We start from the raw sequence: 21,396 nt of genomic DNA, 5'->3' as shown, positions 1-21,396 counted from the left end.
GGGGAAGTGCTGAATAATCGCTTCAAGTATTACTCAGCACTTCCCTAATTTCTTTTCCATGCAGGACCGGCCGGAGTATCAATAATAGTAATTCCGCGGGAAGCAAGTTCATCGCGGATTTTGTCTGCGCGCGCAAAATCCCTGTTCTTTTTGGCAAGAGCGCGTTCCGAAACAAGTGCATCTATTTCCGAAGCCTCCGGGTCGCCGGAATGGTCAGGCATAAGAGAAACAGCAGCAGTTCCGGCTTCTTTTAGCGCGGCAGCAGCACTTTCTATGAGGGAAAGACCGATAACACTGTCCATACGGTCAATTACGTCAAGCGCCTCTGCCGGCGAAACAGAAGAATCCTTTACTATTTTTGAAATCTGGCTGAGGGCGACCGGCGTAAGCAAATCATTTTCAAGCGCAGACTGGAACGCATCAAGATAAGCGCATGCTTTTTCCGAAAGTCCGGTGCGGCAGTTCGCCTCTCCTTTTGCATATTTTTTTGCAGAGAGCGCCTTTTCACCGCCTGCTTTTTGCGCAAGCTTTACAATTTTCTGAACAAGGCTTGCCCGCCCGTTCTTTGCACTGTCCATTGCATCCCAGCTGAAATAAATCTGCTTTCTGTAATGTCCCCCCAAAAGGAAAAATCTGTAATCAAGAGGACTGTAACCTTTATCTATAAGCGTCTGAAGGCGCAGGAAGTTTCCGCTGGACTTTGACATTTTTTCCGCACCGCCGTTTTCCGCAGCCTTTTTATCTTTTGCAATGACAAGAAATTCGTTGTGAAGCCAGTAATTCACCCACTTGTGCCCTGTAGCACCCTCGCTCTGGGCAATTTCGTTCGTATGATGAATAGGAACGTGGTCAATTCCGCCGGTATGAATGTCAAAATGCTCGCCAAGATATTTCATACTCATTGCAGAACATTCTATATGCCATCCAGGATATCCCCTTCCCCACGGAGAATCCCAGGTAAGCGCCTGATTTTCAAACTTTGATTTTGTAAACCACAGTACAAAGTCGGCAGGATTGCGCTTGTTCTTGTCAACAACGACAACGTCTCGCTCGCCGGCACCGGCACGCAGTTCGTCAAGATTAAGCTGAGCAAGATCTCCGTAATGAGGATAAGTAGTAACGTCGTAGTAGAGGTTTCCGCCTGCCATATACGTATGTCCGTTCGCTTCGATGCGCTTAATCAGGTCTATCATTTCAGGAATATGCTCCGTTGCCTTGCAGATAACGTCAGGTCGGATAATGTTCAGCGAATCAATGTCTTTCAAAAAAGCATCCGTGTAGAACTGAGCAACTTCAAGGACGGACTGATGGCGTTCTTCCGCAGACTTTACCATTTTATCGTCGCCAGCATCACTATCACCAGTAAGGTGACCTACGTCAGTTATGTTCATTACGTGTTTTTTGTCATAGCCTAAAAACGTGAGCGTTCTGTCTAAAGTGTCAAGAAAAACATAGGCACGCAGATTTCCGATATGCGCATAGTTATAGACGGTAGGACCGCAGCCGTAAAAACCGACAAAACCGTCTTTTATCGGCTTGAATTCCTGCATTTCGCGCCCCATTGTATTGAACACCTTTAAACTCATAATAACGCCTCTGTGGTAGTAAAAATTGAATATCTGAAACGTGTATAGAATACGTAAATTGTATTAAAAATTCAAGAGAACAAAAATAAACGCACGCAAACAAGTTTAGCAGACAGGACAATTTTTAAGAAGAGCGAAATTTGCGGCTAGTTCCAAAAAACTAGCGCTTTCTTCTCATCGGAGGCAGAGAAAATACGTTTTTTGCCTGACGACAGTCAAAAAGAAAATCAATATACGCATACGGAACCATCTGTTTTTTAGCCTGCAAATTGTGAATGTCATAAATGGTTGCCCACGCTACGCACTGCACTTCTGACTCCTGCAAATGCAGTTTTGAAATGTCAACGTCCTGTTCAATAAGATAAAAATCATCAAAACCGTGTTCGTAGTTAAACGTAAATTTAGGTCGTATATGTGAAAAATCTATATCAAGTCCGAGTTCTTCTTTGGTTTCACGGGCAGCTGCAGTGCGACTGTCTTCACCAGAAATTACTGAACCGCCGACAGATACATCCCACATTCCCGGGAATGCCTTTTTCCACGGCTGGCGTTTTTGTATGAGCATCTGACCTTTTTTATTGAATATACAGATATGAATTACCTGACGGAGCGCACCTTCCGGCAGCGGATCTCCGCGCCTGTGCGTTTTTCCCGTCGGCATTCTGTTTTCATCAACAAGATCCCAAATTTCGTTTTCATCATCTCCAATGTATTCCATAGAATCTATCAAACCTCGCAATGCTGAGCCGCACGTTTTTCCTGCAAAAACATCAGACTTTCAGTCATTATATCACAATGCTTAAAAAAACAGTACTTTATTTTTTTAGCCCCACACAAAAGAGGTTATTTCATAGGTTTGCCCCCCTAATGCAGTTAACAGTCCGTAAGTCAATGACTTACGGACAATTAGCAGGAAGTACTGAGTAATCGCTTCAAGTGTTAATCAGCTCTTCCTTATTCTACGCTAAAACTTTCAAGGAATTCCTGTATCACAGAATTTACGGACTGTTTAAGCCATGCAATAGTATAATCATGAGTACCGTTCAGTCCTTCTACCGTAAAACATGACAAAGACGATTTGTTTTCTGCAATCGCTTTATAACCGAAACTTATTCCAAGACCAAGTTCAACAAGCGACGATATAAGCGGAACACTGTTTACTACATTCACCTGAGAAAACGATTCCAGCGTAATATTCTGCATTGCAAGAAAGGACTCGAAAATTGCGCGGCTTCCTGAACCTTCTTCACGCAGAAAGACAGGCTGATTCAGAAGTTCCGAAAGTTTAACAGTTTTTCCTGCAAACGGATGAAATGAAGCGCAGAGACCGGTAAAAACATCAGACCGGAAGATTTTTGTTTCATATTGCGAACCGTCAAAAAATCCTTCGATAAACGCAATGTCAATTCCGCCGTTATTAATAGAAGAAAGAAGGTTTTTCGTATTGTCGATTTGTATGCGGCAACCGCCTTTTTTCAGCCAGGGAACAATGACTGACGGCAGGCAGTATTCTCCGATTGTTTTTGTAGCACCGATTTTAATGAAAGGACGGCTTTCTTTTTTCTCCTGCATTTTTCGCAGGGCATACCGTTCGTTCTGAAGAAGCTGGTTTGCAAGCTGCTGCAAAAGCCGCCCTTTTTCTGTAAGAAGCAACTGTTTTCCGTGGTATTCAAAAAGGGTGCATCCGTATTCGCCTTCAAGAAACTTTATGTGCTGGGTAACAGCCGGCTGAGTTACGTGAACTTCCTCTGCCGCACGCGTATAGTTTAAATGGCGGCACACGGCAAGAAAAGTTTTTAACCGGAAATCAAGCATAAGGTCCTCCCTGCACGAAACTGCGCATTATAAACATTATTTATATATCAATAAATAATTATAATTTTACCTTATTACAATTTTATGATAGATTCAAGCTATGAAAAGATTTATTTCAATACAGAATACAGCATTATTCGTAATCGCACTTGCATCTACCGTAATCCTTGCCGCAGCGTCAAACTTTATGGCAGGATTTATCCCTTATCATTTGATTTCAGCCGGCGTTTTCGCAATGCTTCTTGGAATGGCACTTAATCCGCTGATTCAAAAACTCCTTAACCGCGTCTGCACAAAAGACGGAAGCGACGGTTTTGCAGGAGGACTTGCATTCGTTTCAAAAACAATCCTGAAAGCAGGAATCGTGCTTATGGGATTTACACTGAGCTTTTCGCAGGTTCTGAACGTCGGAAAATTCTCGCTTATCGTTATGTCATTCACGCTTGTAGCCGCATTCGGATTCGGAAACCTCTTCGGACGGCTTTTTAAGATGAACTGGAAACTTTCAAACCTGATTTCCGCAGGAACAGGAATTTGCGGCGGTTCTGCAATCGCGGCAATCGCTCCTGTAATCGACGCAGAGGACAGCGATATTGCATATGCAATCTCCGCAACGTTCCTGTTCGACATTATTATGGTAATCGCCTTCCCTATTATGGGCCGCGCATTTGAAATGACAGATTTAGGCTACGGACTTTGGGCAGGAACGGCCGTAAACGACACGTCTTCGGTTGTTGCAGCAGGATATGCTTTCTCCGAAACGGCAGGAAATTTTGCAACAATAGTAAAGCTTACGCGCACCCTTTCAATCGTTCCGATTGTACTTCTTTTCGGATATATAAACCAGCGTACCATCGCGGCGCAGAAAGCCGGAACAGATGCAATAACGGCAGACAGCAAAACGAACGGAAAAAAAAGTTTTTCCATTGCAAAAATATTCCCGTGGTTCATCCTTGCATTCCTTGGATTTGTTGCACTAAGAAGTATTGCAGATATTCTTGTTCCTTCAGTTTTTGATGAAAACAGCATAAAGACAGCAGCAGCCCTGATTTCCAAAATAAGCAAGTTTGCGTTCGTTATGGCACTCGGTGCAATCGGACTTAAAACGCCGTTTACAAAAGTTGCAAAAAGCGGCGTAAAACCTATGATTCACGGCTTTATCATCTCGCTTCTGGTAGTCGTCGTTTCATTCTGCGTCCAGGCAATGCTCGGACAGATGTAAAAACTTTCATAAAAACAGCACGGCATTTCAGTTCGTGCTGTTTTTTTTATCTTCTGCACCTTCTGAAAAAACACTTTTTTTTCCACCGGACTGCGCTATACTTTTTTGAATGGAGAAAACAGTATGAATATCCTTGTCCTTAACGGAAGCCCAAAAGCGCAGAAAAGCGACACAATGCACATCACGCGGGCCTTTCTTGACGGAATGAAAAAAGACTTCTGACGTAAATGAAAAAATCATCAATATAATAGAAGAAGATATAAAATTCTGCCGGGGTTGTTTTTCCTGCATGAATAACGGCGGCACATGCATCATAAAAGATGATATGAAAAAAATTCTTGACTTGCTGATAAAAAGCGACATTGTCATATTCAGTTTCCCGCTTTACTGTTACGGAATGCCGGCACCATTAAAAAACGTTACAGACAGACTGCTTGCGCTAAGTTCTATGGCAATGCAGGAAGTTGACGGACGATACGAACATTTAGGACAGAAAGACATTTCAAACCAGCGTTACGTAATGATAAGCGGATGCGGTTTTCCCGGTACAAAAAATAATTTTGAGCCGGCTGTTGCGCATTTCAACCGCTGCTTTCCGCGCACGGACAACTGCATAGTAACAATTCCCGAATCTCCTCTTTTTAACGTACCTGACGCAAAAGAAGTTACGGAACCTATGCTGAATGCAGTCCGCACAGCAGGAAGCGAATACGCACTCACCGGAAAAATCAGCGGACGGACACAAAAACTGCTTGAAATCCCCATGATTCCAGAAAGCGAATATGTACAGATTGTAAACAGCAGGTAGAAATAATTTTTTTTACGTTTCGTCGCTTTTTAAAACTTCACATTTTTGTACATATCGTGATACAATAAAAAACGGAGAACAGTATGAAGTCTTTACAAAGAAAAATCCTGTTGCTTCTGTCGGGGAGCATAATATTTACAACGGCACTTGCAAGCATTGCGGGTCTTCTGAACGCTACACGGCTTATAAAAGAAGATTCGCGCAAAATAATGAACCTTACCTGCGACTCAAAAGCTCAGGAAATAAATACATGGCTTTTATCAATTGAACAGACGGTAAACACACTGTACCGTTTTTCCATAAACCAGCTTTCAGAAGACAATACAAAGTGGACGGACGAAACGTACATGCAGACATACACGCGCAGAATACGTGCCGTTATGGAAAATGCGGCTATCAGCACTGACTGTGCAATGAGCGTATATCTGCGTTTTAATCCCGACCTGCTTTCTTCCACATCAGGAGTTTTTCTTGTAAAGCAGAAAAACGGCTCATTTGCAGATACAACCATTACAGACCTTTCGCTTTTCAGTCCGCAGGACAGAGAACATGTATGCTGGTACTACGAACCGATTGAGAATGGAAGGCCAACGTGGGTTTCACCATACGAAAATCAGAATATATATGTAGAAATGATTTCATACGTCATTCCTATTTTCAGAAACGGCATGACAATCGGCGTTATAGGAATGGATATTGATCTGAACCTTCTTAAGCAGAAAACAAAAGCAATTACTGTATATGAGACAGGAAATGCAATGCTTGTTAGTGCTGAAGGCGATATCGTATATGCAAAAAAGTATCCGCAGGGACTTCTGGCAGAAGAATTTGACACAAACATTACCGAAATAAAAGAACAAATGTCTTCAGATGAACCGGAATCACAAATACATTCCTATATATTGGAAGGAAAAAAACGTCTTCTTGCCTTCCGCAGCCTTCAAAATGAAATGACGCTTATCATAATTGTTCCTGCTGATGAAATCAACAGTACGACAAACCAGCTTGTAATTCAATGCCTGCTTATTCTTGCTGCAGGACTTACAGTTTCACTGGTAGTAAGCGTGCGCCTTACAGGAAACTTAAAGAAATCACTTATAAACCTTACGCAGTCAGCAGAAGAACTTTCAAAAGGAAATTACAACGTAGCAATAAGCTGTGAATCAAATGATGAAATAGGAATGCTGGCAAAAACCCTGAGCGAGGCGGCAAAAACCGTAGACAAAAGCAACAGAAGAATTAACAGGCTTGCTTATACAGACAGCCTTACAGGTCTGAACAACAGACATTTTTTTACCCAGTTCTGTGCTGACCACGAAGGACTGACATACAGAAATACAGGCGTTTTATTCTGCGACATAAACGGACTGAAAAGGACAAATGATTCTCACGGTCATGAAGCCGGAGACAGACTGATTGCAACATTTGCCGATATTCTGAAAAACAAATTCCCGGAAGAAATCTGCTGCCGGCTTAGCGGCGATGAATTTATCGTTATAGCAGAAAACAAAGACCGGAATATTTTCTTCCAGCAGGTAGAAGAATTCCATTTTTTAAATGAACAGAATGAAATTCCTTACGCATCCGTAGGCTGCTGCTGGATGCCGGGTTCTCCTGACATAACCCGGATGGTAAAAGTTGCCGAAATGGAAATGTACAGAAATAAAGAAGCCTTGTACAAAGCCCACCCGGATTACCGCCGCTAGGATTTTATAACCGCCGCACAAATAAATCAGTCCCACACAAAGAGGTCTGCACAGTTACGTTCACCGCCGGAAATATCAATTGCCTGCCCAGTGCAAAACGTATTTACTACCGTCATAAAATAGCACCATTCCGCGGCTTCTTCTGCCGTAGCCCAGCGTTTTAGCGGCGTAACGTCCATAATCCGCGCCCATTTTTCCGCATCTTCCATAACAAGCCTGTTCAAATCTGTAGTAACGCCGCCGAAGCACAGAGCATTGCAGGTGGCGCGGTACATATTGGCAAGGCGGATTGCAACGTTACGCATATAACCGGTAACGCCCGCCTTTGACGCAACATACTCCGGAAACTCATTACCGGTAAGGCTTGAAACCGAACTGTTAAAAAGCACGGAACGTATCTTATTCTGAAAAGCGTATTTTTCCGTAACGTTCATCGTACCGATAAGGTTTACATCGATGTCTTTCTGAGTACCAGTCTGAATTCCTGCATTATTTATAAGAATTTCAATTCCGTCTTCATCCGGCAGAGTCTCTTTTCTGGAAATATCTGCAATATAATGTTTATACGAACTTTCCTGCGGAATACCAGAAGTTCCTGTAATTGTATCACCAAGAATGTCGATACCTGTAACGGAATGACCGGAACTGAGAAAACGAACTGCCGCCGCCCTTCCGATTCCGCAGCTAGTTCCAGTAATCAAAACTTTCATTCTGCGTAAGTTCCTGCTATTTTTTTTCTATAATCAAAATATTCTGCACCAACGTTTTCCTTTTCCCATCCGCAGACAACGCGCCAGCCCAAACCTGAAAAAACAACTTCACACAAAAGTTCAAATACAGCGGCAACGGCGGAACATACGAACACTTGAGTCCACGTCCAGCCAAAGAATACTTTTGAAACTACAAGGGCAAAAATACAGTTATCCGCAAACTGAGCAATAAGGGTAGAAAGGTATGAGCGGAAAGCAAACGACTTGAATCCGCCTGACTTTACCACAGTACCAAGCAGATGATTGAAAAACGCATTCACCACGGATGAAGAAAAAGATGCAAGGGCAGAACCAAGCACCACATACCAGGAACCGCCGAACGTTCTGTTAAGCGCGGCGTTAATTTCTGTTCCCACGGCATAATCTTCTGCGGCGTAAAACTCGCCCCACATTCCCGGCGCGCGCGAAAGAATAGCAAAACTCAGGCAGACGGCAAGATTTACAAGAAGTGCGAACACGGACACCTTTACGGAAGCACGCGCGCCCCAGCGCTTACAGATAATGTCCATACAAAGGAACATTATCCAGCTGAATGCAAAACCGCAGTCAAGCGCAAGGTACTTATAACTTACAAGTTCCTTATTCGCCATAAGGTTTGCACATACAACTGAAAGGATAAAAAGTGATACTGCCGGAGCCGGTATGCTCCGAAGAAGAATTCTGAAGTCGGTGAATGAATCAGAACACCGGCGTAAAAAAGAAGAGTGTTTCATAAATGATGCAGCAGAACAGATACTACAGTCCGCCGCCCTCCATAAGAATTTTAATTTATTATGCGCAGGAGAGTTATGAGGAATCATAAACTGCGCAAGCCGGACTTGTACAAATCCAACGGTCAAACTGTATACTAACGGCAAAAAAAAAGCAAGCGAATGTTATTAACTATGGCGGCGCTCAAACGTAAATGCCTGAAGGAACTGCTTTGCGCGTTCAGTTTTAGGGTTTGTAAAGAACGTTTCCGGAGCATTTTCCTCTACAATCACGCCGTCATCAATGAAAATAACGCGGTCGGCAACTGCTTTTGCAAATTCCATCTGATGAGTAACGATAAGCATAGTCCGCTTTTCCTTTGCAAGATCCATCATAACGTCAAGAACTTCGCGTACCATTTCCGGGTCAAGGGAAGCCGTAACTTCATCAAATAAAAGGACTTCTGGATTCATACAAAGCGCGCGTACAATCGCAACACGCTGTTTCTGTCCACCGGAAAGCTGGCGCGGATAGGCATTTTTTTTGTCTATAAGCCCTACGCGCAAAAGCAGCTGTTCCGCCTGGGCTTTTACCTCTTCACGGTTTCGCTTCTGTGCCTTAAGCGGACCAAGCATAACGTTTTTAAGCACCGTCATATTCGGAAACAAGTCGTAACTCTGGAACACCATACCTATCCGCTGGCGGATAAGATGCATATCGTTCTTGCGGTTACTGATTACTTCGCCGTCAAGCAGAATTTCACCGCCCTGAATTGCCTCAAGACCGTTTATGCACCGGAGAAGCGTACTTTTTCCGCAGCCGCTCGGTCCTAAAATAACGACGACTTCGCCCTTTTCAACCGAAAGCGATACGCCTTTAAGAATTCCGCCGGCTTCTTTATATTCTTTCCGCACATCTTTAATTTCAAGCACTGCCATAATTTACGACCTCTGTTTTTTTTCAATTGCGTCTGCAAGCATAGAAAGCGGCCAGCACACGATAAAATACATAAAGAAAATAACTCCGTACACGGCGATTGAAGCCGTCGGAACGGTAAGCCTGTTTGCCTCGATAATCTGCTGACCGATTTTTACAACCTCGATTACGCCGACGAACACAATCAGCGATGTTGTTTTTATCATACGCGTAATCAGATTCATGCTGAGCGGAACAAGGCGGCGGATAGTCTGCGGAATTACCACATAACAGAAAATCTGTTTTTCCGTAAGTCCTACGGCACGTCCGCTTTCATACTGATGGCGCGGAATTGACTCAAGTGCACCGCGCACAAGATCGCCCATTTCTGCAGTTCCCCACATCGTAAACACCAGCACTGACGCCGCCTCACCGGAAATCGAAAGTCCGAATGCGTGCGTAAGCCCAAAATACGCAAGAAACAGAAGGACAAGCTGTGGCATAATCCGCATAAACTCAAGATAAATCCTGCACGCAATTTTCAGAGGCTTTAATTTAACTGTCATCACCATTCCAAAAAGAAATCCGAAAAACAGTGAAAAAATCACTGAAACGGCAGCAATCTGAACCGTTACGCCAAGTCCACCCAAAAGGCGCACTAAATTCCGCCCCTTAAAAAGAACGCCGAACGCCTGCGTTACTGCATCAAGCACCGAACTGTCCATAACGCAGCCTCCTTTCCAAGAAATAGCCGAGCAGGGACACCGGCAGCAGAATGATAAAATACGCAATTACAAGAACAAAAAGCGTTTCCTGCGTCCTGTAATACAAACCGATTAAATCTTTTGCAACATACATAAGGTCGGCAAGCGCAACCGCGCTGAACACGGACGTTTCCTTAAGCATAAAAATACAGTTTGCGCACAGCCCCGGAACAGAAACTGCCAGAGCCTGAGGAAGAACGATATAGCGCACAAGCTGCATTTTATTAAGCCCGATGCACATTCCGCTTTCAAGCTGCGTGCGGCCGACTGTTTCAAGCGCACTGCGGAACGTTTCTGCCATATAACTTCCGCCAAGGAACGTAAGACCGATAATGCCGCACTGTTCGGAGGACAGTTTTATTCCCATACGGGGAAGCGCAAAATACAGGAAGAACAGGTCGATAAGAAGCGGCGTATTACGCGAAAGTTCTATGTAAATACGCACAATTATGTGGAGAATCGGAATTTTCCACCAGCGTATGACAGCGCAGACAATTCCTACAAAGACAGAAAGCACTATTCCGATAAGACCGATTCGGACTGTAAGAAGCGCAGCATCTGCGTAAAGCGGAATAATCTGTTTTATAAATTCAATGTTCATAATTAAAAAAGCGGTTTTGAACTGCTCAAAACCGCTGTAAGTATACCAAATTCTATATGGTTATGGAATAATCAGCAGAAAATCTGTCTGAATCCTGCCGTCCGGCTAGAGTTTTCCGCCTTCTACGACAAGCGAATCTGCATCGGAAGATGCACCGTAAACGCTTCGCAGTGTAGCTTCGTAGTCTGCGTGGAAGAACTGCTCTTTTTCAAGCGACTTGATTTCATCGTTCAGCCAGTTCAAAAGACTAGTGTTTCCTTTCTGAACGGCAGGCGCAATTGCATCAAGGCTTCCCAAAGAGTCAACGCCTACGGCAAATCCCTTGTTTTCAATCGCCCATGCAAGAACTTCAGTGTTGTCCGTAGAAAGTGCATCTCCGCGTCCGTCAAGAAGCGCGTTGTATGCCTCGGAGTAAAGGTCGAACTTAAGAAGTTTTACCTCCGGGTAATTTTTTGTAAAATAAGTTTCGGCAGTCGTTCCCTTTGCAATAATGAGAGTCTTTCCGTTCAACTGTTCAGGCGCAGTAATCAGCGCAGACTCTGGAGAAACAATGCCGAGCGCAACTTTCATATACGGAAGGGCAAAATCAACTTTTTCTGCGCGCTCCGGAGTAACGGTGAAGTTTGCAAGAACAAGGTCAACTTTGCCGGTAGCAAGAACTTCTACGCGGCTTGCAGCTTCAACAGGAATGTATTTTACCTTTACGCCCAAATCTTTTGCGATGCGATTTCCGAAATAAACATCGTACCCCTGATACTCGCCGTTTTCGTCAACATAGCCGAACGGTTTTTTGTCACTGAACACGGCAATCTTGATTGTCTTACTCTTTTTTATCTGCTCAACGGTACGTGCCGTAGATTTTGCAGAAAGCGGAGAAAGAGCTGCAACTACAACGAGCGCGCCCAAAACAACTGATGTAATTTTTTTCATATAGACCCCCATAATATGAGAATTAAGATAGTGCTGATTAACACCTGAAGCGATTGCTCAGCACTGCCGGTATTACCTAGCAGTAAAGCAGGTTATGAAACAGTTATAATATTTATTACCTATTATGTCAATAGGTTTTAAGTATTTCATATACTTTATGTGTTATCATAAAACAAAAAATGCCCCCAGAAGTACTCTGAAGGCATTTTATAAAATTAAAGTGCGTAAAAATCAATGATTTAATCAACCGATTTTACGCCACCTACCCCACTTTTTAATAATTACGCTCCATACTGCACGCCCAAAAAGATTTTCTTCTACGTCCATCCGTAAAATCCTGCACGCCCAAAAAGATTTTCTTCTACGTCCATCCGTAAAATCCTGTACGCCCAAAAAGATTTTCTTCTGCGCCCATCCGTAAAATCCTGCACGCCCAAAAACATTTTCCTCTGCGTCCATCCGTAAAATCCTGTACGACCAAAAACATTTTCCTCGGCGTCCAAAGGCTTTTTTCAGCGCGCCTCTTGATATGACAAAATCCGCTGCATTTAATTATATTTTTGGTTAATTTTTATTGACTTTAAATCAATAGGCTGTTATATTACAGATACAGGACTTAAAACTGCTCCAGTCCTAAAAAAAATGACCGCTATAAAACGGTTCTAATTTCAGCCTAAAAAAAGGAAGGCTTACTATGGCAGAAGAAAAGGAAAACATTTTTGCAAGGAGGGTTAAGGATTTAATGAAGGAAAACCGCTATTCACAGAAAAAACTCTGCGAAATCTGCGGTATTACAGAGGCAGCATTCAGCCGCTACATGACCAGCGGCCGGATGCCGAGAACGGATGTGCTTGCAAACATAGCAAACACACTTCACACAACAAGTGACTATCTTTTGGGTAACGATGCCCACTATGGTTACGACCAGCTTAAGATTCTGCTTGCAAGCAGCAAGGATGACTTAAGCAAAAATCAGAAAATCAGCTTGATGAAAATTCTCATGGACGAATACAGCCGCCCGGAGGATGAATAAAAGCAGGGAGGCTTAATGGAAGAAACTGAAAATATGAAACATTTTACTGGCAGGGAATTGCCGGATAACGCGCTGAAGGCATCAATGGCAGACGGAACGCCGTACGTGCTTCCGCCGTGGAGAGTAAACGACATTATACTTCTGGCCATTGAAACGCTGAGCGATGTTGACTACTACAGGGACGACTTTGACTACAAAAAGATGATCCGTGAGCAGGGAATTAAGATTAAAAAGTTTTCTGCTTTTTCTCCTGACAATCTTGAAAAATTCAGAAAAATTTCATTGAGCCGCTGGGAAGAAGGCATCTGCGCCCTATTTCCGCATCCTGTTACAGGGGAACAGTGCCGCATGATTGCCTACAACGAAAACCGAAACTCCATTGAGTGCATGCAGATTGTTTTCCATGAGTACGCTCATATCAAACTGCACCACACTCAGCAGAGCATAAACGGCGAGGTAGAAGCAACCTGCTTTGCCCTTGCCATGACTATATTCCTGCTCCTTGAACAGCTGTTCCATGTGGGAAGGACTGTTGTAAATGCCGCAGGAAAACCATTCCTTGTACAGACTATCAGGAATGCAATAAAACAAAAGGAGGTGGTATGAAAAGCATATACGCATAAAAAAAGCCCTTTCAGGAAGTGCGCCAACACTTGCTGAACAAGGCTTTTCGGTCGAGAGCCATATATGTGAATCTCTTAAAATTGAATAAAAAGATTATATCACATTTTGGCTCTCCTTGTCAAAAAAAATCGCAGGCGGAGATTATTCCGCCATGCACTCTTCAGAGTGAAAAAAAACACCCGCTGGGTGACAGTTTAAAGAGTAAAGCTAAAAAATTGCTGCATCGCAATTTTTTTTAACGCTTTGCTATCTAACACCGCCCGCTCTGACCGGCAGGCTTACACAGGAGGGCATAAACTATGCTGAATATCAAAACAACAAAGAACGTACTTGTTACGGATGAATCAAAAGACGGCTTCTGCTTCAGAAGTTCGTGCTCACAGGCACTCAAAACTGCCAAGCTTGCAAAAGAGATGGCAGACTGGAACTCTTCTTTTACAGAAGCAGACTATCTGGGCATGTTTTCTGTAATGGAAACAATCGTTGTAAAGTATCTTGCAAAAGGCTACAGCGTGGAGCTTCCGTTCGGAACGCTCCGTGCAAATGCCACAGGAACCTGCGCAAACATTCAGGACGGATTCACACTGGGAACCGGAAACCACACCTTAGGCTTTTTGTTCACCGCCAGCGCTGCTGCCGCAGCCAGCGTAAAAGAAAAGCTTGAATACAAGCAGATTCCGCCGGACATCACTGGAGAAGCAAAAATCTACCGTGTTACCGTACTTAAAGGCGATGCAAGCGAAAGCACCGAGCTAAGTGCAAGCGAAGGAAAAATACTCCGCATTCACGGAAGAAACCTTTCGTTTAATATGGAAGATGCGGAACAGGGTGTTTTTCTGGAAAATGAAAACGGCCTTTCACGAATGGAAAACTACGCAAGGCGCGGAACAAACATCGTGGACTTTACAGTTCCTGCAAGTCTCGCCGCCGGCAGTTACAGCATAAGCATTGTAACAAAACCCGGCAACAAATATTTTACCGCAAATATTGATTCTGAAATAACGGTAGCATAAAAAAAACAATTCACCTTGGGGTTTCAAATTTTCAGGAAACCTCAAGGTGTTCCACTACTCCACCGGCTCAACATTTTCGTAAAAAAGGTCAAAATGCTTTCCATCAGGGGACAATGAGGACATAATCGTAATTCGTTTTTTGTTTACCTTATAAATGTTTCCTTCCAGTCCGGCAAGCGGGCCTGAAATCACTCGGATTTTTTTTCTGGTAGGAACTGAAACTGTGATATGCCCCAGTGCTCGCCGTTGTGTATGAAAAGCTTGAGTTCTTCAAGGGCAGTGCCTGTAAATTTTACGGAATTTGCATTGTCGCGTAAGTTCGTTTTTTTCCACTTTCAGCTTTTCCGAAAAATGTTTAGTTTATAAACATAGTATCAAATAGAAAATCCTGTATCAAACTTAGCTACATTCAAGGTTAACACTGAAAAATCCTCATTAGGATTTATTCAGTGTTTCCTTAGCTTAATTCAGCACGCACTCACAAATAAAATCTCCTAAAAACTGAACTTACAGCCGGTTGAAATCATCGGAATTCCAATATTGAAGTCGGCACTTGTTTTCTGGTCGCTCATTTCGCCTGTTCTGCGGTCAAACTGACGGCTTCCTTCTGGAGTGTACAGGTTAAGGAAAATATCTTCCGCACCTACGTACCATTCCCACGTTCCGCGCGTCTTTCCAAGCTTGTTTTTGTACCCTATGCGGATATCAACCGGGCAGGAAATCTGCGTGCGGAGCGTATCGCTGTAGAACGAACTTCTTGTATACCGCTGAATTACAGTTCCGTCATCAAGTTTTACCGGATAGCAATAAATGTCTCCTTCGTCTTTTTTCGGAGTACCGGTAGCAAGCGTTCCCTTTATGGTAAACGTCCAGTGTGACGTAGGGTGAAGGTTTGCTACGATATTAAGCGTATTGAACCGGTGGAAACTCGGGTAGTACCATTCGTCAAGCGGATCGTCATACGTTGAAGTCTGACCGTCATACAGAGGTGCAAACGGATTTTTATACCGTGCGTTTACGAACGAATAGGAAATGTATCCGTCAGCAAATCCGCCGGCTTTTTTTTCAAGCATAAGGTCAAAGCCGTAAGCATAGCCTTCACCGTCGCTTTTTGCAATGTATTTTACATCAACAGGATTTCTGTCGTCCGTAACGATGTAAAGGCGCGTAAGATAATGCTTGTAATAACCTTCAAGCTTGCAGTTCCAGCCGCCGTCAAGCTGAACTTCTGTTCCAAGAACGGCAAATACTGCACGGTTAGGTGCTACATCGTCTTCGTCAACGTTCATTTTCTTTTCTACCATCATCATTTCAAGAGGAACGCTTGAGAAAATTCCTGAGCCGGCAGAGAACGTTGCCTTTTCAAGAATGCCTTTGTTCCGCCACGGCGTAAACTGAACGCTTGCACGCGGATTAAAGACAGGTTTTGTATTCAGGTCAAACCAGTCGTCGCTGTTCCATATATAAAGGTGGTCTACTCGCGCGCCGATTTCGCCGGAAAGGACTGATGTACTTCCTCCGAAATTCCACAAGAGAAATCCTGCGCTGTTCAGGCAGTTTGTTCCGCGGGAACTGATTCCGGCTTCTGTACGGCGGAAGTCAGGGTACGGATTTCCAGAAATATTCTGTTCAATCCACATATCCATTTTGTCGTCGGCATCGCTTCTGGACATAACTTCTTCCGCACCGAATGCAATCGTACTTCCGCCGGGAATCTGTATGTCACTTTCAAGTTTTCCCTGGAACATGTGGTCAGTAATTTTTTCTGACATATAGTCGGTCTGCTTCTGAAGGTAATATTTTTTTGCTGCCCGGGAATTTTCATCAAGAAGATGTCCGTATTGTGCGATAAAATCATCGTTATATTTCTGCTCACCTTCTGCAGAAGTTTCCATTTTTAGGTCTTCAACAAGAAAATTATAGGAAGCAAGCGCATGAATCTGAACATCATCCGTTACAAGCCACTTCATATTAAGGCTTGTAAATCCCTGATAAATGTCGTAGTCAAAATCAGACGTTTCGCGAAATCCATCGTCCGTTTCGTCTGTAGAAAGGGAAATTCCGTCGCTTCCGAAAAATCCGCTGAGCGTAAAGCTGAGTTCATCAGTCGGATTAAAATACGCCTTTGCAAAAAAGTCGCGGATATACGGAACTTTTTTTATCATATCGGTGGCATCGCTTGTAGTAAGCGCACGGAACGCGCCGATATATCCTTCCATATAAGTACATTTTCCGCCGACAAAAAGACCTGCTTTTTTGCCAAGAGGAATTTGGGCGAACATATCGGTTGCAATCGTGGTGATGTTCAGGTCAATGTGGAATTCGCCCGGTTCAGGCTGAACGGTCGTTACTTCCATAAGTCCTGAAAGCGCCCTTCCGTACCGGGAAGAAAAAACGCCGTTCGACATTTTTACCGTGTCTACCATATGCGGATTGAAAATTGAGTACGCACAGCCCCAGTGCCAGGGAAACAGAAGGTATACGCCGTCAAGAACTGTAGTCATTTCACGCGGATAGCCGCCGCGTATAGACGGTTCAGACTCCCATCCGCCGGAATAGGAAACGCCCGGCATTGTGCTTACGGAAGACATTACGTCCTCAACAAGACCAATCTGCGAAGTCGTCTGCATTTCTTCCTTTGTCATAACGACGGAAACGCCGCTTACGGCTTCTTTTGCAGGGTCAGATTTTGATTCAAGCGTAAGTCCTTCGCCTTCCATTATGTCGTCATAATCCTCATCGTCTGCTTCTTCCTGCTGTTCAAGCGGTGAAGAAGCGTCCGCATTTGCAGAACCGACAGTCTCCTGCGCATAGGAAAATCCGCTTGCAGACATAAAAACTGCCGCGCAAAGCATAACGCGTGCGCCGCATTCTATAAAAGTGCGCCCGAAAATGCGCTTGATTTTTTTCATAAGAATCCCTCTTCTTTTTATTCTATATATTTATTCGCAATATAATTTCCATTGGTTTTCAGTGATTTCCATAGGTTTTCACTAATTTTCAGCTCAGCTTGAACCTTACCGGATAGCGGAAACGCACGGCACATGGCTCGCCGTTTATCAATGCCGGAACGCACTGAACGCCGGTCATTGCCTTTACTGCCGATTCTGCAAAGCCGTAACCTGGGTCTTTAAGGACGGTAATTTTCCGAATCTTTCCTGTTTTGTCTATGCACAGTTCAAGAAGAACAACACCTTCTATTCCCTGCTTTTTTGCCATTGCCGGATATTCCAGTCTGGAAAGGATTTTCCGTGCAGGGAATACCGGCTTTGCAGAAATTTTATGCTGCGGAACATACTCTTCCTCGCTTTTAGAAGCCGCCTCTTCTTCCGGCTCGTCGTCTGACTCCTGTACGTTTTCCGAAGCCGGCGGTTCTGCTTCTTTAGGCGGTTCGTCTTCCGAAGCGGCACGCACATTCCGTACTGGTGCCGGCGGAATATACTCCTGAACATCAACAAGCTTAAAAAGTTTTGTTTCCGTAAAATCAGGTTCAGTTACCGTCTGCCTTGGCGCACGGCTTCCCAAAAGAAAAACAGCTAGATGAATAAAAACTACAAGCAGGAAAAACGCCGGTTTTGACCACGTCTGGTACTGTTCTACAGCAAGGTCAAAAAAACTGTTTTTCGACTCCATTTCAAACTCCCCCTGATTCTTCTTTTACGACAAAACTTACCGTGCGGTGCTGAAGCGTCTGAAGAACACCTACAGCACTGTCCACAAATTTGTACGGAGTATTTTTGTCCGCAATGATATGAACGCGGACGTCAGGATTTTCCGCTGTTGCAGAAACTACAAGTGCTTCAAGAATTTCAAGGCTCACGCACTCATTATCAACGGAAATCGTACCGTCCCGCTGAATCCATATTTCAAAATTATTTTCCGCCTGCGTCTTTTCAAACTGTTTTGCCTCGGAGTATTCAATATGCTCCTCATGCCGCTGGTTCATAAGAGAAATCAGCATAATAAAAATCAGCAGCAGAAATCCGATGTCTGACATTGATGAAGTAGCAATGCTGGGTCTTCTGCGCCTCTGCTTTAATGAAACCATAACTTACTCCGTATGTTCCGCCATTCTGAACGAAAAATTATCCACTTCCGTATTCCGCACCGCATATATAACGTTGATTACATTCTGATACGGCGTTTCTGCATCAATCGTAAGAAGAAATGTCATATTCGGCCAGCTCTTTTTCTTTTCTGCCACAACATCTGCAAGTTCTTCTACCGCAACAGGCTTTCCGTCTACAGAAAGAGAGCCATCTGCATTAAGGGCGCATTTCATAAGGTCGTCCGTGCGGACTATGACAGGCTTTTCCTTTGACGGAAGGTGAAGAAGAAATCCCTTGTTCACGTTGAAGCCGGCAATTACAATAAAAAAAACAATCAGAAGGAACGACAAATCTTGAAGCGAGCCTGAACTTCCGGCATCATCGACCGGATGCTTCATAAAACGCTTTATCATACTGCCTGTGCCTCAATCAGTTCCGGAATAAGATCATTGATTGACCGTGCCGTTTCTGCAGCGAACGTATCTATTTTCTGGACAAGCAGGTTATACGCAACAAGCGCCGCGATTGCAATAATAAGACCGAATACAGTAGTAATGAGCGCCTCGTAAATACCGCCGGCAACAAGCTGTGCGTTTACGTCGGTAGCCTCTGCAATGGACTTGAATGCGCCTATCATTCCAGAAACAGTACCAAGAAAACCTGTAAGCGGCGCAAGTGAAGAAAGCGCAGTCAGATAGTTGAAGCCGTTTTCCATACGGCGGATGCGTTCCTGCGCCTCTGCTTCGGCCGCTTTTTCCATACGGCTTTCTCCGTAGCGCGCATTTTCCAAAAGGCACAGCAGAATTGATGCCGCCGTCTTTTTATGAGAAAACGAGGAAAGCATCTGCTCTGCCTCGCGCTTTTTTCCCTGAACCAGCAGCGCTTTTACAGAATCGCTAAGGCTGTCTACGCGGCAGTCGTGCCAGAAAATGTAGACGCACCGCTCGATAATAATTGCAAGTGTTGCAATGCTGAACAAAAGCAAAATCCACATAAATGGTCCGCCCAGCTTAAAAAGCTCAATAACACTAAATCCGTTTTTCATACATACTCCTATAAAAAGTCAAGAAGATTGTTTCAACAATCGATTTGACTTTTTATGCTGTTTCGCAATGAAATGAGGAACAGCAGTCAATAAGGAAGTTCGCAACGCGAACTTGTGTATAAAAACTTTGACGCCATTTCAGGCAAAGTTTTTATTACACCCTCCCATAAAAAGTCAATGAGGAAGTTTCAACTTCCGATTTGACTTTTTACGCTGTTCCGCAATGAAATGAGGAACAGCAGTCAATAAGGAAGTTCGCAACGCGAACTTGTGTATAAAAACTTTGACGCCATTTCAGGCAAAGTTTTTATTACACCCTCCCATAAAAAGTCAATGAGGAAGTTCACAACGCGAACTTGTGAATAAAGGACTGATGTCCTGTTGTTGAATAGCTATTCATAGATTTGAACACGCGGAAAACGGAAATCTGTTACCGTAAAATGCGCCAAATAGTAAAAAAAGGCATGATTTTCTTACAGAACTGAAAAAACAAAATTTTATCAGGCAGATTTTTTTGTACGAATAAAAGACAAATTCCAAATCACGTGATAAAATAGTCTGGAAGGATACACTGAAATGAAAAGAACGACTGAATTTATACACACACTTATTTTAATTTTCCTGGCGCTGATTCCGGCTGTTTCCTGCAAAAATGAATTATGGCCGGTAAAGGACGAAGAAAGCTCCCTTGCCAGAAATGCAGTTTCTACGGCAAACCGAACGATAACTATTCCAGGCGCATACAGCACGGCATCTTTCGTTATGATTGACGTTCATCTTACAGGAGGCGGCAACACTGACGAAATCATTTTAGGCGAAGATTTGATTGAAGTTCCCTACAGGACGACTGTAAACGAATTTTCACTTGCCCGCTACGAAACAAGCTACAATACCTGGTATGCAGTTTTGCAATGGGCAAAGAATAAGGGGTATACGATAGTAAACGAAGGCGTTGAAGGCGTGTATGGCGAAGTTGAAAAAGAAAATAATATGTCAGATCCCGGAAGTGAACCTAAACTGGTTGAAATGCCGGTATGCCGTCTTACCTGGCGTGACGTTATGGTCTGGTGCAATGCACTTAGCGAAATGTGCGGACTTTCACCTGTATACTGCACTGACCCGGAATTTAAAACGCCGATTCGGGATTCAACAGGAACTCCATTTGACGACTTAAATAATTATGCAATTAAACCGGGGCAGGTTGACAATCCGTATGTAAATAAAAGTGCAGACGGATTTCGCCTGCCTTATGTAGAAGAATGGGAATATGCCGCGCGAAAAAAGACAGACGGCGGATTTATTTCCGGCCGCAATGTTTCAGGAGATGAAACAGGCTCTGCAATCGATACAACTGCAACAGAAAAAATGAACAACCTTGATTTTCCAATATCAACAAGACAGAATGAATACTGCTGGCAGAGAGGAAACAGTGCTTTGAACGGACCTAGTTCAACAGCAACAAAAAAAGACGATACAAATGAAAAACTTTCTGAACTTACTGGAAAAAGCATATCCGGCAGAAGAATGCATTTATCAGGCGGAAAGCTTCCGAATCACCTTGGATTTTATGATATGTCAGGAAATGTTCCTGAATGGTGTTTTGATTATGATTTACCTTATGGTTCTTCGTATAAATTTTCTACGGCTCGTGTGCTTCGCGGCGGAGACCACCTGAATGAAATTGTAGGAAGCCGCTGTTCCGGCAACAAAGGAGGCTCCCTTGTAGGACTTGCATTCGGTTTCCGTATCGCGCAGAACATTCCTAAAAACAATTCATCCTCCGAACTCGGAAAAAACTAAAATGCATAAAAAAAATGCGCAGGAA

Annotated in this window: 23 protein-coding genes; 8 read left to right on the top strand and 15 right to left on the bottom strand. The window is 43.7% G+C overall.

The features are described from left to right. Positions 1 to 44 precede the first annotated feature (44 nt). From cysS to B5D55_RS06095, 3 genes are all read right to left on the bottom strand, one after another. Positions 45 to 1,586: a cysteine--tRNA ligase gene (gene cysS / locus B5D55_RS06105; protein WP_078933121.1), complete on the bottom strand. Its 1,542-nt coding sequence runs from the start codon at positions 1,584 to 1,586 to the stop codon at positions 45 to 47. A 160-nt stretch (positions 1,587 to 1,746) separates the two neighbouring features. Continuing rightward, positions 1,747 to 2,304: an NUDIX hydrolase gene (locus B5D55_RS06100; RefSeq protein WP_078933120.1), complete on the bottom strand. Its 558-nt coding sequence runs from the start codon at positions 2,302 to 2,304 to the stop codon at positions 1,747 to 1,749. 236 nt (positions 2,305 to 2,540) lie between these two features. After that, complete coding sequence (locus tag B5D55_RS06095; protein WP_078933119.1) at positions 2,541 to 3,401, bottom strand: LysR family transcriptional regulator; 861 nt, start codon at positions 3,399 to 3,401, stop codon at positions 2,541 to 2,543. 100 nt (positions 3,402 to 3,501) lie between these two features. Here B5D55_RS06095 and B5D55_RS06090 point away from each other — a divergent pair, with 100 nt between their 5' ends. From B5D55_RS06090 to B5D55_RS06075, 4 genes are all read left to right on the top strand, one after another. After that, the gene (locus B5D55_RS06090; protein ID WP_078933118.1) at positions 3,502 to 4,623 is read left to right on the top strand and encodes a YeiH family protein; all 1,122 of its coding nucleotides are present in this window, start codon (positions 3,502 to 3,504) and stop codon (positions 4,621 to 4,623) included. A gap of 123 nt (positions 4,624 to 4,746) precedes the next feature. After that, positions 4,747 to 4,845, top strand: coding sequence for an NAD(P)H-dependent oxidoreductase (locus B5D55_RS11860; protein WP_143593241.1), 99 nt, complete (start codon positions 4,747 to 4,749; stop codon positions 4,843 to 4,845). Positions 4,846 to 4,912: 67 nt separating this feature from the next. After that, positions 4,913 to 5,431 (top strand): flavodoxin family protein, encoded by a 519-nt coding sequence (locus B5D55_RS06080; protein WP_078933116.1) that lies wholly within the window; start codon positions 4,913 to 4,915, stop codon positions 5,429 to 5,431. A gap of 83 nt (positions 5,432 to 5,514) precedes the next feature. Next, entirely contained in the window at positions 5,515 to 7,137 is a 1,623-nt protein-coding gene (locus B5D55_RS06075; protein ID WP_078933115.1) for a diguanylate cyclase domain-containing protein, read from the top strand. Positions 7,138 to 7,163: 26 nt separating this feature from the next. Here B5D55_RS06075 and B5D55_RS06070 read toward each other — a convergent pair whose 3' ends face one another. From B5D55_RS06070 to B5D55_RS06040, 7 genes are all read right to left on the bottom strand, one after another. Then, positions 7,164 to 7,847 carry an SDR family NAD(P)-dependent oxidoreductase gene (locus B5D55_RS06070; protein WP_078933114.1) on the bottom strand — a complete coding sequence of 228 codons (684 nt, stop codon included), beginning with the start codon at positions 7,845 to 7,847 and terminating at the stop codon, positions 7,164 to 7,166. Beyond that, positions 7,844 to 8,620 (bottom strand): VUT family protein, encoded by a 777-nt coding sequence (locus B5D55_RS06065; RefSeq protein ID WP_078933113.1) that lies wholly within the window; start codon positions 8,618 to 8,620, stop codon positions 7,844 to 7,846. Before B5D55_RS06065 ends, B5D55_RS06070 begins: the two co-directional genes overlap by 4 nt. Positions 8,621 to 8,785: 165 nt before the next feature. Next, complete coding sequence (locus B5D55_RS06060; RefSeq protein WP_078933112.1) at positions 8,786 to 9,535, bottom strand: amino acid ABC transporter ATP-binding protein; 750 nt, start codon at positions 9,533 to 9,535, stop codon at positions 8,786 to 8,788. 3 nt (positions 9,536 to 9,538) lie between these two features. After that, positions 9,539 to 10,237 (bottom strand): amino acid ABC transporter permease, encoded by a 699-nt coding sequence (locus B5D55_RS06055; protein ID WP_078933111.1) that lies wholly within the window; start codon positions 10,235 to 10,237, stop codon positions 9,539 to 9,541. Beyond that, a complete protein-coding gene (locus tag B5D55_RS06050) occupies positions 10,218 to 10,877 on the bottom strand; it encodes an amino acid ABC transporter permease (protein WP_078933110.1) in 660 nt (219 codons plus the stop codon). Before B5D55_RS06050 ends, B5D55_RS06055 begins: the two co-directional genes overlap by 20 nt. A gap of 105 nt (positions 10,878 to 10,982) precedes the next feature. Continuing rightward, a complete protein-coding gene (locus B5D55_RS06045; RefSeq protein WP_078933109.1) occupies positions 10,983 to 11,807 on the bottom strand; it encodes a cysteine ABC transporter substrate-binding protein in 825 nt (274 codons plus the stop codon). A gap of 243 nt (positions 11,808 to 12,050) precedes the next feature. Beyond that, positions 12,051 to 12,266: a hypothetical protein gene (locus tag B5D55_RS06040; protein WP_078933108.1), complete on the bottom strand. Its 216-nt coding sequence runs from the start codon at positions 12,264 to 12,266 to the stop codon at positions 12,051 to 12,053. 235 nt (positions 12,267 to 12,501) lie between these two features. Between B5D55_RS06040 and B5D55_RS06035 the strand changes: the two genes are divergently transcribed. The 3 genes from B5D55_RS06035 (at position 12,502) to B5D55_RS06025 (ending at position 14,477) form a co-directional block, all read left to right on the top strand. Next, complete coding sequence (locus B5D55_RS06035) at positions 12,502 to 12,840, top strand: helix-turn-helix domain-containing protein (RefSeq protein WP_078933107.1); 339 nt, start codon at positions 12,502 to 12,504, stop codon at positions 12,838 to 12,840. A gap of 15 nt (positions 12,841 to 12,855) precedes the next feature. Continuing rightward, complete coding sequence (locus B5D55_RS06030) at positions 12,856 to 13,446, top strand: hypothetical protein (RefSeq protein ID WP_078933106.1); 591 nt, start codon at positions 12,856 to 12,858, stop codon at positions 13,444 to 13,446. 317 nt (positions 13,447 to 13,763) lie between these two features. Beyond that, positions 13,764 to 14,477, top strand: a complete 714-nt coding sequence (locus B5D55_RS06025; protein ID WP_078933105.1) for a DNA-binding domain-containing protein — start codon at positions 13,764 to 13,766, stop codon at positions 14,475 to 14,477. Positions 14,478 to 14,971: 494 nt separating this feature from the next. On the opposite strand, the gene B5D55_RS06020 is transcribed toward B5D55_RS06025, so the two are convergent. From B5D55_RS06020 to B5D55_RS06000, 5 genes are all read right to left on the bottom strand, one after another. Then, a complete protein-coding gene (locus B5D55_RS06020; protein WP_078933104.1) occupies positions 14,972 to 17,389 on the bottom strand; it encodes a TonB-dependent receptor plug domain-containing protein in 2,418 nt (805 codons plus the stop codon). Positions 17,390 to 17,477: 88 nt separating this feature from the next. Next, positions 17,478 to 18,110 (bottom strand): energy transducer TonB, encoded by a 633-nt coding sequence (locus tag B5D55_RS06015; RefSeq protein WP_078933103.1) that lies wholly within the window; start codon positions 18,108 to 18,110, stop codon positions 17,478 to 17,480. A 1-nt stretch (position 18,111) separates the two neighbouring features. Next, the gene (locus tag B5D55_RS06010) at positions 18,112 to 18,525 is read right to left on the bottom strand and encodes an ExbD/TolR family protein (RefSeq protein WP_078933102.1); all 414 of its coding nucleotides are present in this window, start codon (positions 18,523 to 18,525) and stop codon (positions 18,112 to 18,114) included. 3 nt (positions 18,526 to 18,528) lie between these two features. Continuing rightward, positions 18,529 to 18,939, bottom strand: coding sequence for an ExbD/TolR family protein (locus tag B5D55_RS06005; RefSeq protein ID WP_078933101.1), 411 nt, complete (start codon positions 18,937 to 18,939; stop codon positions 18,529 to 18,531). After that, the gene (locus tag B5D55_RS06000; RefSeq protein WP_078933100.1) at positions 18,936 to 19,571 is read right to left on the bottom strand and encodes a MotA/TolQ/ExbB proton channel family protein; all 636 of its coding nucleotides are present in this window, start codon (positions 19,569 to 19,571) and stop codon (positions 18,936 to 18,938) included. Before B5D55_RS06000 ends, B5D55_RS06005 begins: the two co-directional genes overlap by 4 nt. A gap of 576 nt (positions 19,572 to 20,147) precedes the next feature. On the opposite strand from B5D55_RS06000, the gene B5D55_RS05995 reads away from it, so the two are divergent. After that, positions 20,148 to 21,371 carry a formylglycine-generating enzyme family protein gene (locus B5D55_RS05995; RefSeq protein ID WP_078933099.1) on the top strand — a complete coding sequence of 408 codons (1,224 nt, stop codon included), beginning with the start codon at positions 20,148 to 20,150 and terminating at the stop codon, positions 21,369 to 21,371. The last annotated feature ends 25 nt before the right edge of the window (positions 21,372 to 21,396 follow it).

This window comes from Treponema porcinum, assembly GCF_900167145.1.
Taxonomy (GTDB): Bacteria; Spirochaetota; Spirochaetia; order Treponematales; family Treponemataceae; genus Treponema_D; species Treponema_D porcinum.
This window is presented reverse-complemented; position numbering and strand designations above follow the sequence as displayed.

Bases quoted from the DNA above. Each gene is read 5' to 3' on its own strand.
- B5D55_RS06090 (WP_078933118.1), top strand. From the start codon at position 3,502: ATGAAAAGATTTATTTCAATACAGAATACAGCATTATTCGTAATCGCA.
- B5D55_RS06100 (WP_078933120.1), bottom strand. From the start codon at position 2,304: ATGGAATACATTGGAGATGATGAAAACGAAATTTGGGATCTTGTTGAT.
- B5D55_RS06065 (WP_078933113.1), bottom strand. From the start codon at position 8,620: ATGAAACACTCTTCTTTTTTACGCCGGTGTTCTGATTCATTCACCGAC.
- B5D55_RS06045 (WP_078933109.1), bottom strand. From the start codon at position 11,807: ATGAAAAAAATTACATCAGTTGTTTTGGGCGCGCTCGTTGTAGTTGCA.
- B5D55_RS06000 (WP_078933100.1), bottom strand. From the start codon at position 19,571: ATGAAAAACGGATTTAGTGTTATTGAGCTTTTTAAGCTGGGCGGACCA.
- B5D55_RS06030 (WP_078933106.1), top strand. From the start codon at position 12,856: ATGGAAGAAACTGAAAATATGAAACATTTTACTGGCAGGGAATTGCCG.
- B5D55_RS06010 (WP_078933102.1), bottom strand. From the start codon at position 18,525: ATGGTTTCATTAAAGCAGAGGCGCAGAAGACCCAGCATTGCTACTTCA.
- B5D55_RS06025 (WP_078933105.1), top strand. From the start codon at position 13,764: ATGCTGAATATCAAAACAACAAAGAACGTACTTGTTACGGATGAATCA.
- B5D55_RS06035 (WP_078933107.1), top strand. From the start codon at position 12,502: ATGGCAGAAGAAAAGGAAAACATTTTTGCAAGGAGGGTTAAGGATTTA.
- B5D55_RS06075 (WP_078933115.1), top strand. From the start codon at position 5,515: ATGAAGTCTTTACAAAGAAAAATCCTGTTGCTTCTGTCGGGGAGCATA.
- B5D55_RS06055 (WP_078933111.1), bottom strand. From the start codon at position 10,237: ATGGACAGTTCGGTGCTTGATGCAGTAACGCAGGCGTTCGGCGTTCTT.
- B5D55_RS06005 (WP_078933101.1), bottom strand. From the start codon at position 18,939: ATGATAAAGCGTTTTATGAAGCATCCGGTCGATGATGCCGGAAGTTCA.
- B5D55_RS05995 (WP_078933099.1), top strand. From the start codon at position 20,148: ATGAAAAGAACGACTGAATTTATACACACACTTATTTTAATTTTCCTG.
- B5D55_RS06095 (WP_078933119.1), bottom strand. From the start codon at position 3,401: ATGCTTGATTTCCGGTTAAAAACTTTTCTTGCCGTGTGCCGCCATTTA.
- cysS (WP_078933121.1), bottom strand. From the start codon at position 1,586: ATGAGTTTAAAGGTGTTCAATACAATGGGGCGCGAAATGCAGGAATTC.
- B5D55_RS06070 (WP_078933114.1), bottom strand. From the start codon at position 7,847: ATGAAAGTTTTGATTACTGGAACTAGCTGCGGAATCGGAAGGGCGGCG.
- B5D55_RS11860 (WP_143593241.1), top strand. From the start codon at position 4,747: ATGAATATCCTTGTCCTTAACGGAAGCCCAAAAGCGCAGAAAAGCGAC.
- B5D55_RS06050 (WP_078933110.1), bottom strand. From the start codon at position 10,877: ATGAACATTGAATTTATAAAACAGATTATTCCGCTTTACGCAGATGCT.
- B5D55_RS06080 (WP_078933116.1), top strand. From the start codon at position 4,913: ATGAATAACGGCGGCACATGCATCATAAAAGATGATATGAAAAAAATT.
- B5D55_RS06015 (WP_078933103.1), bottom strand. From the start codon at position 18,110: ATGGAGTCGAAAAACAGTTTTTTTGACCTTGCTGTAGAACAGTACCAG.
- B5D55_RS06060 (WP_078933112.1), bottom strand. From the start codon at position 9,535: ATGGCAGTGCTTGAAATTAAAGATGTGCGGAAAGAATATAAAGAAGCC.
- B5D55_RS06020 (WP_078933104.1), bottom strand. From the start codon at position 17,389: ATGAAAAAAATCAAGCGCATTTTCGGGCGCACTTTTATAGAATGCGGC.
- B5D55_RS06040 (WP_078933108.1), bottom strand. From the start codon at position 12,266: ATGGACGCAGAGGAAAATGTTTTTGGGCGTGCAGGATTTTACGGATGG.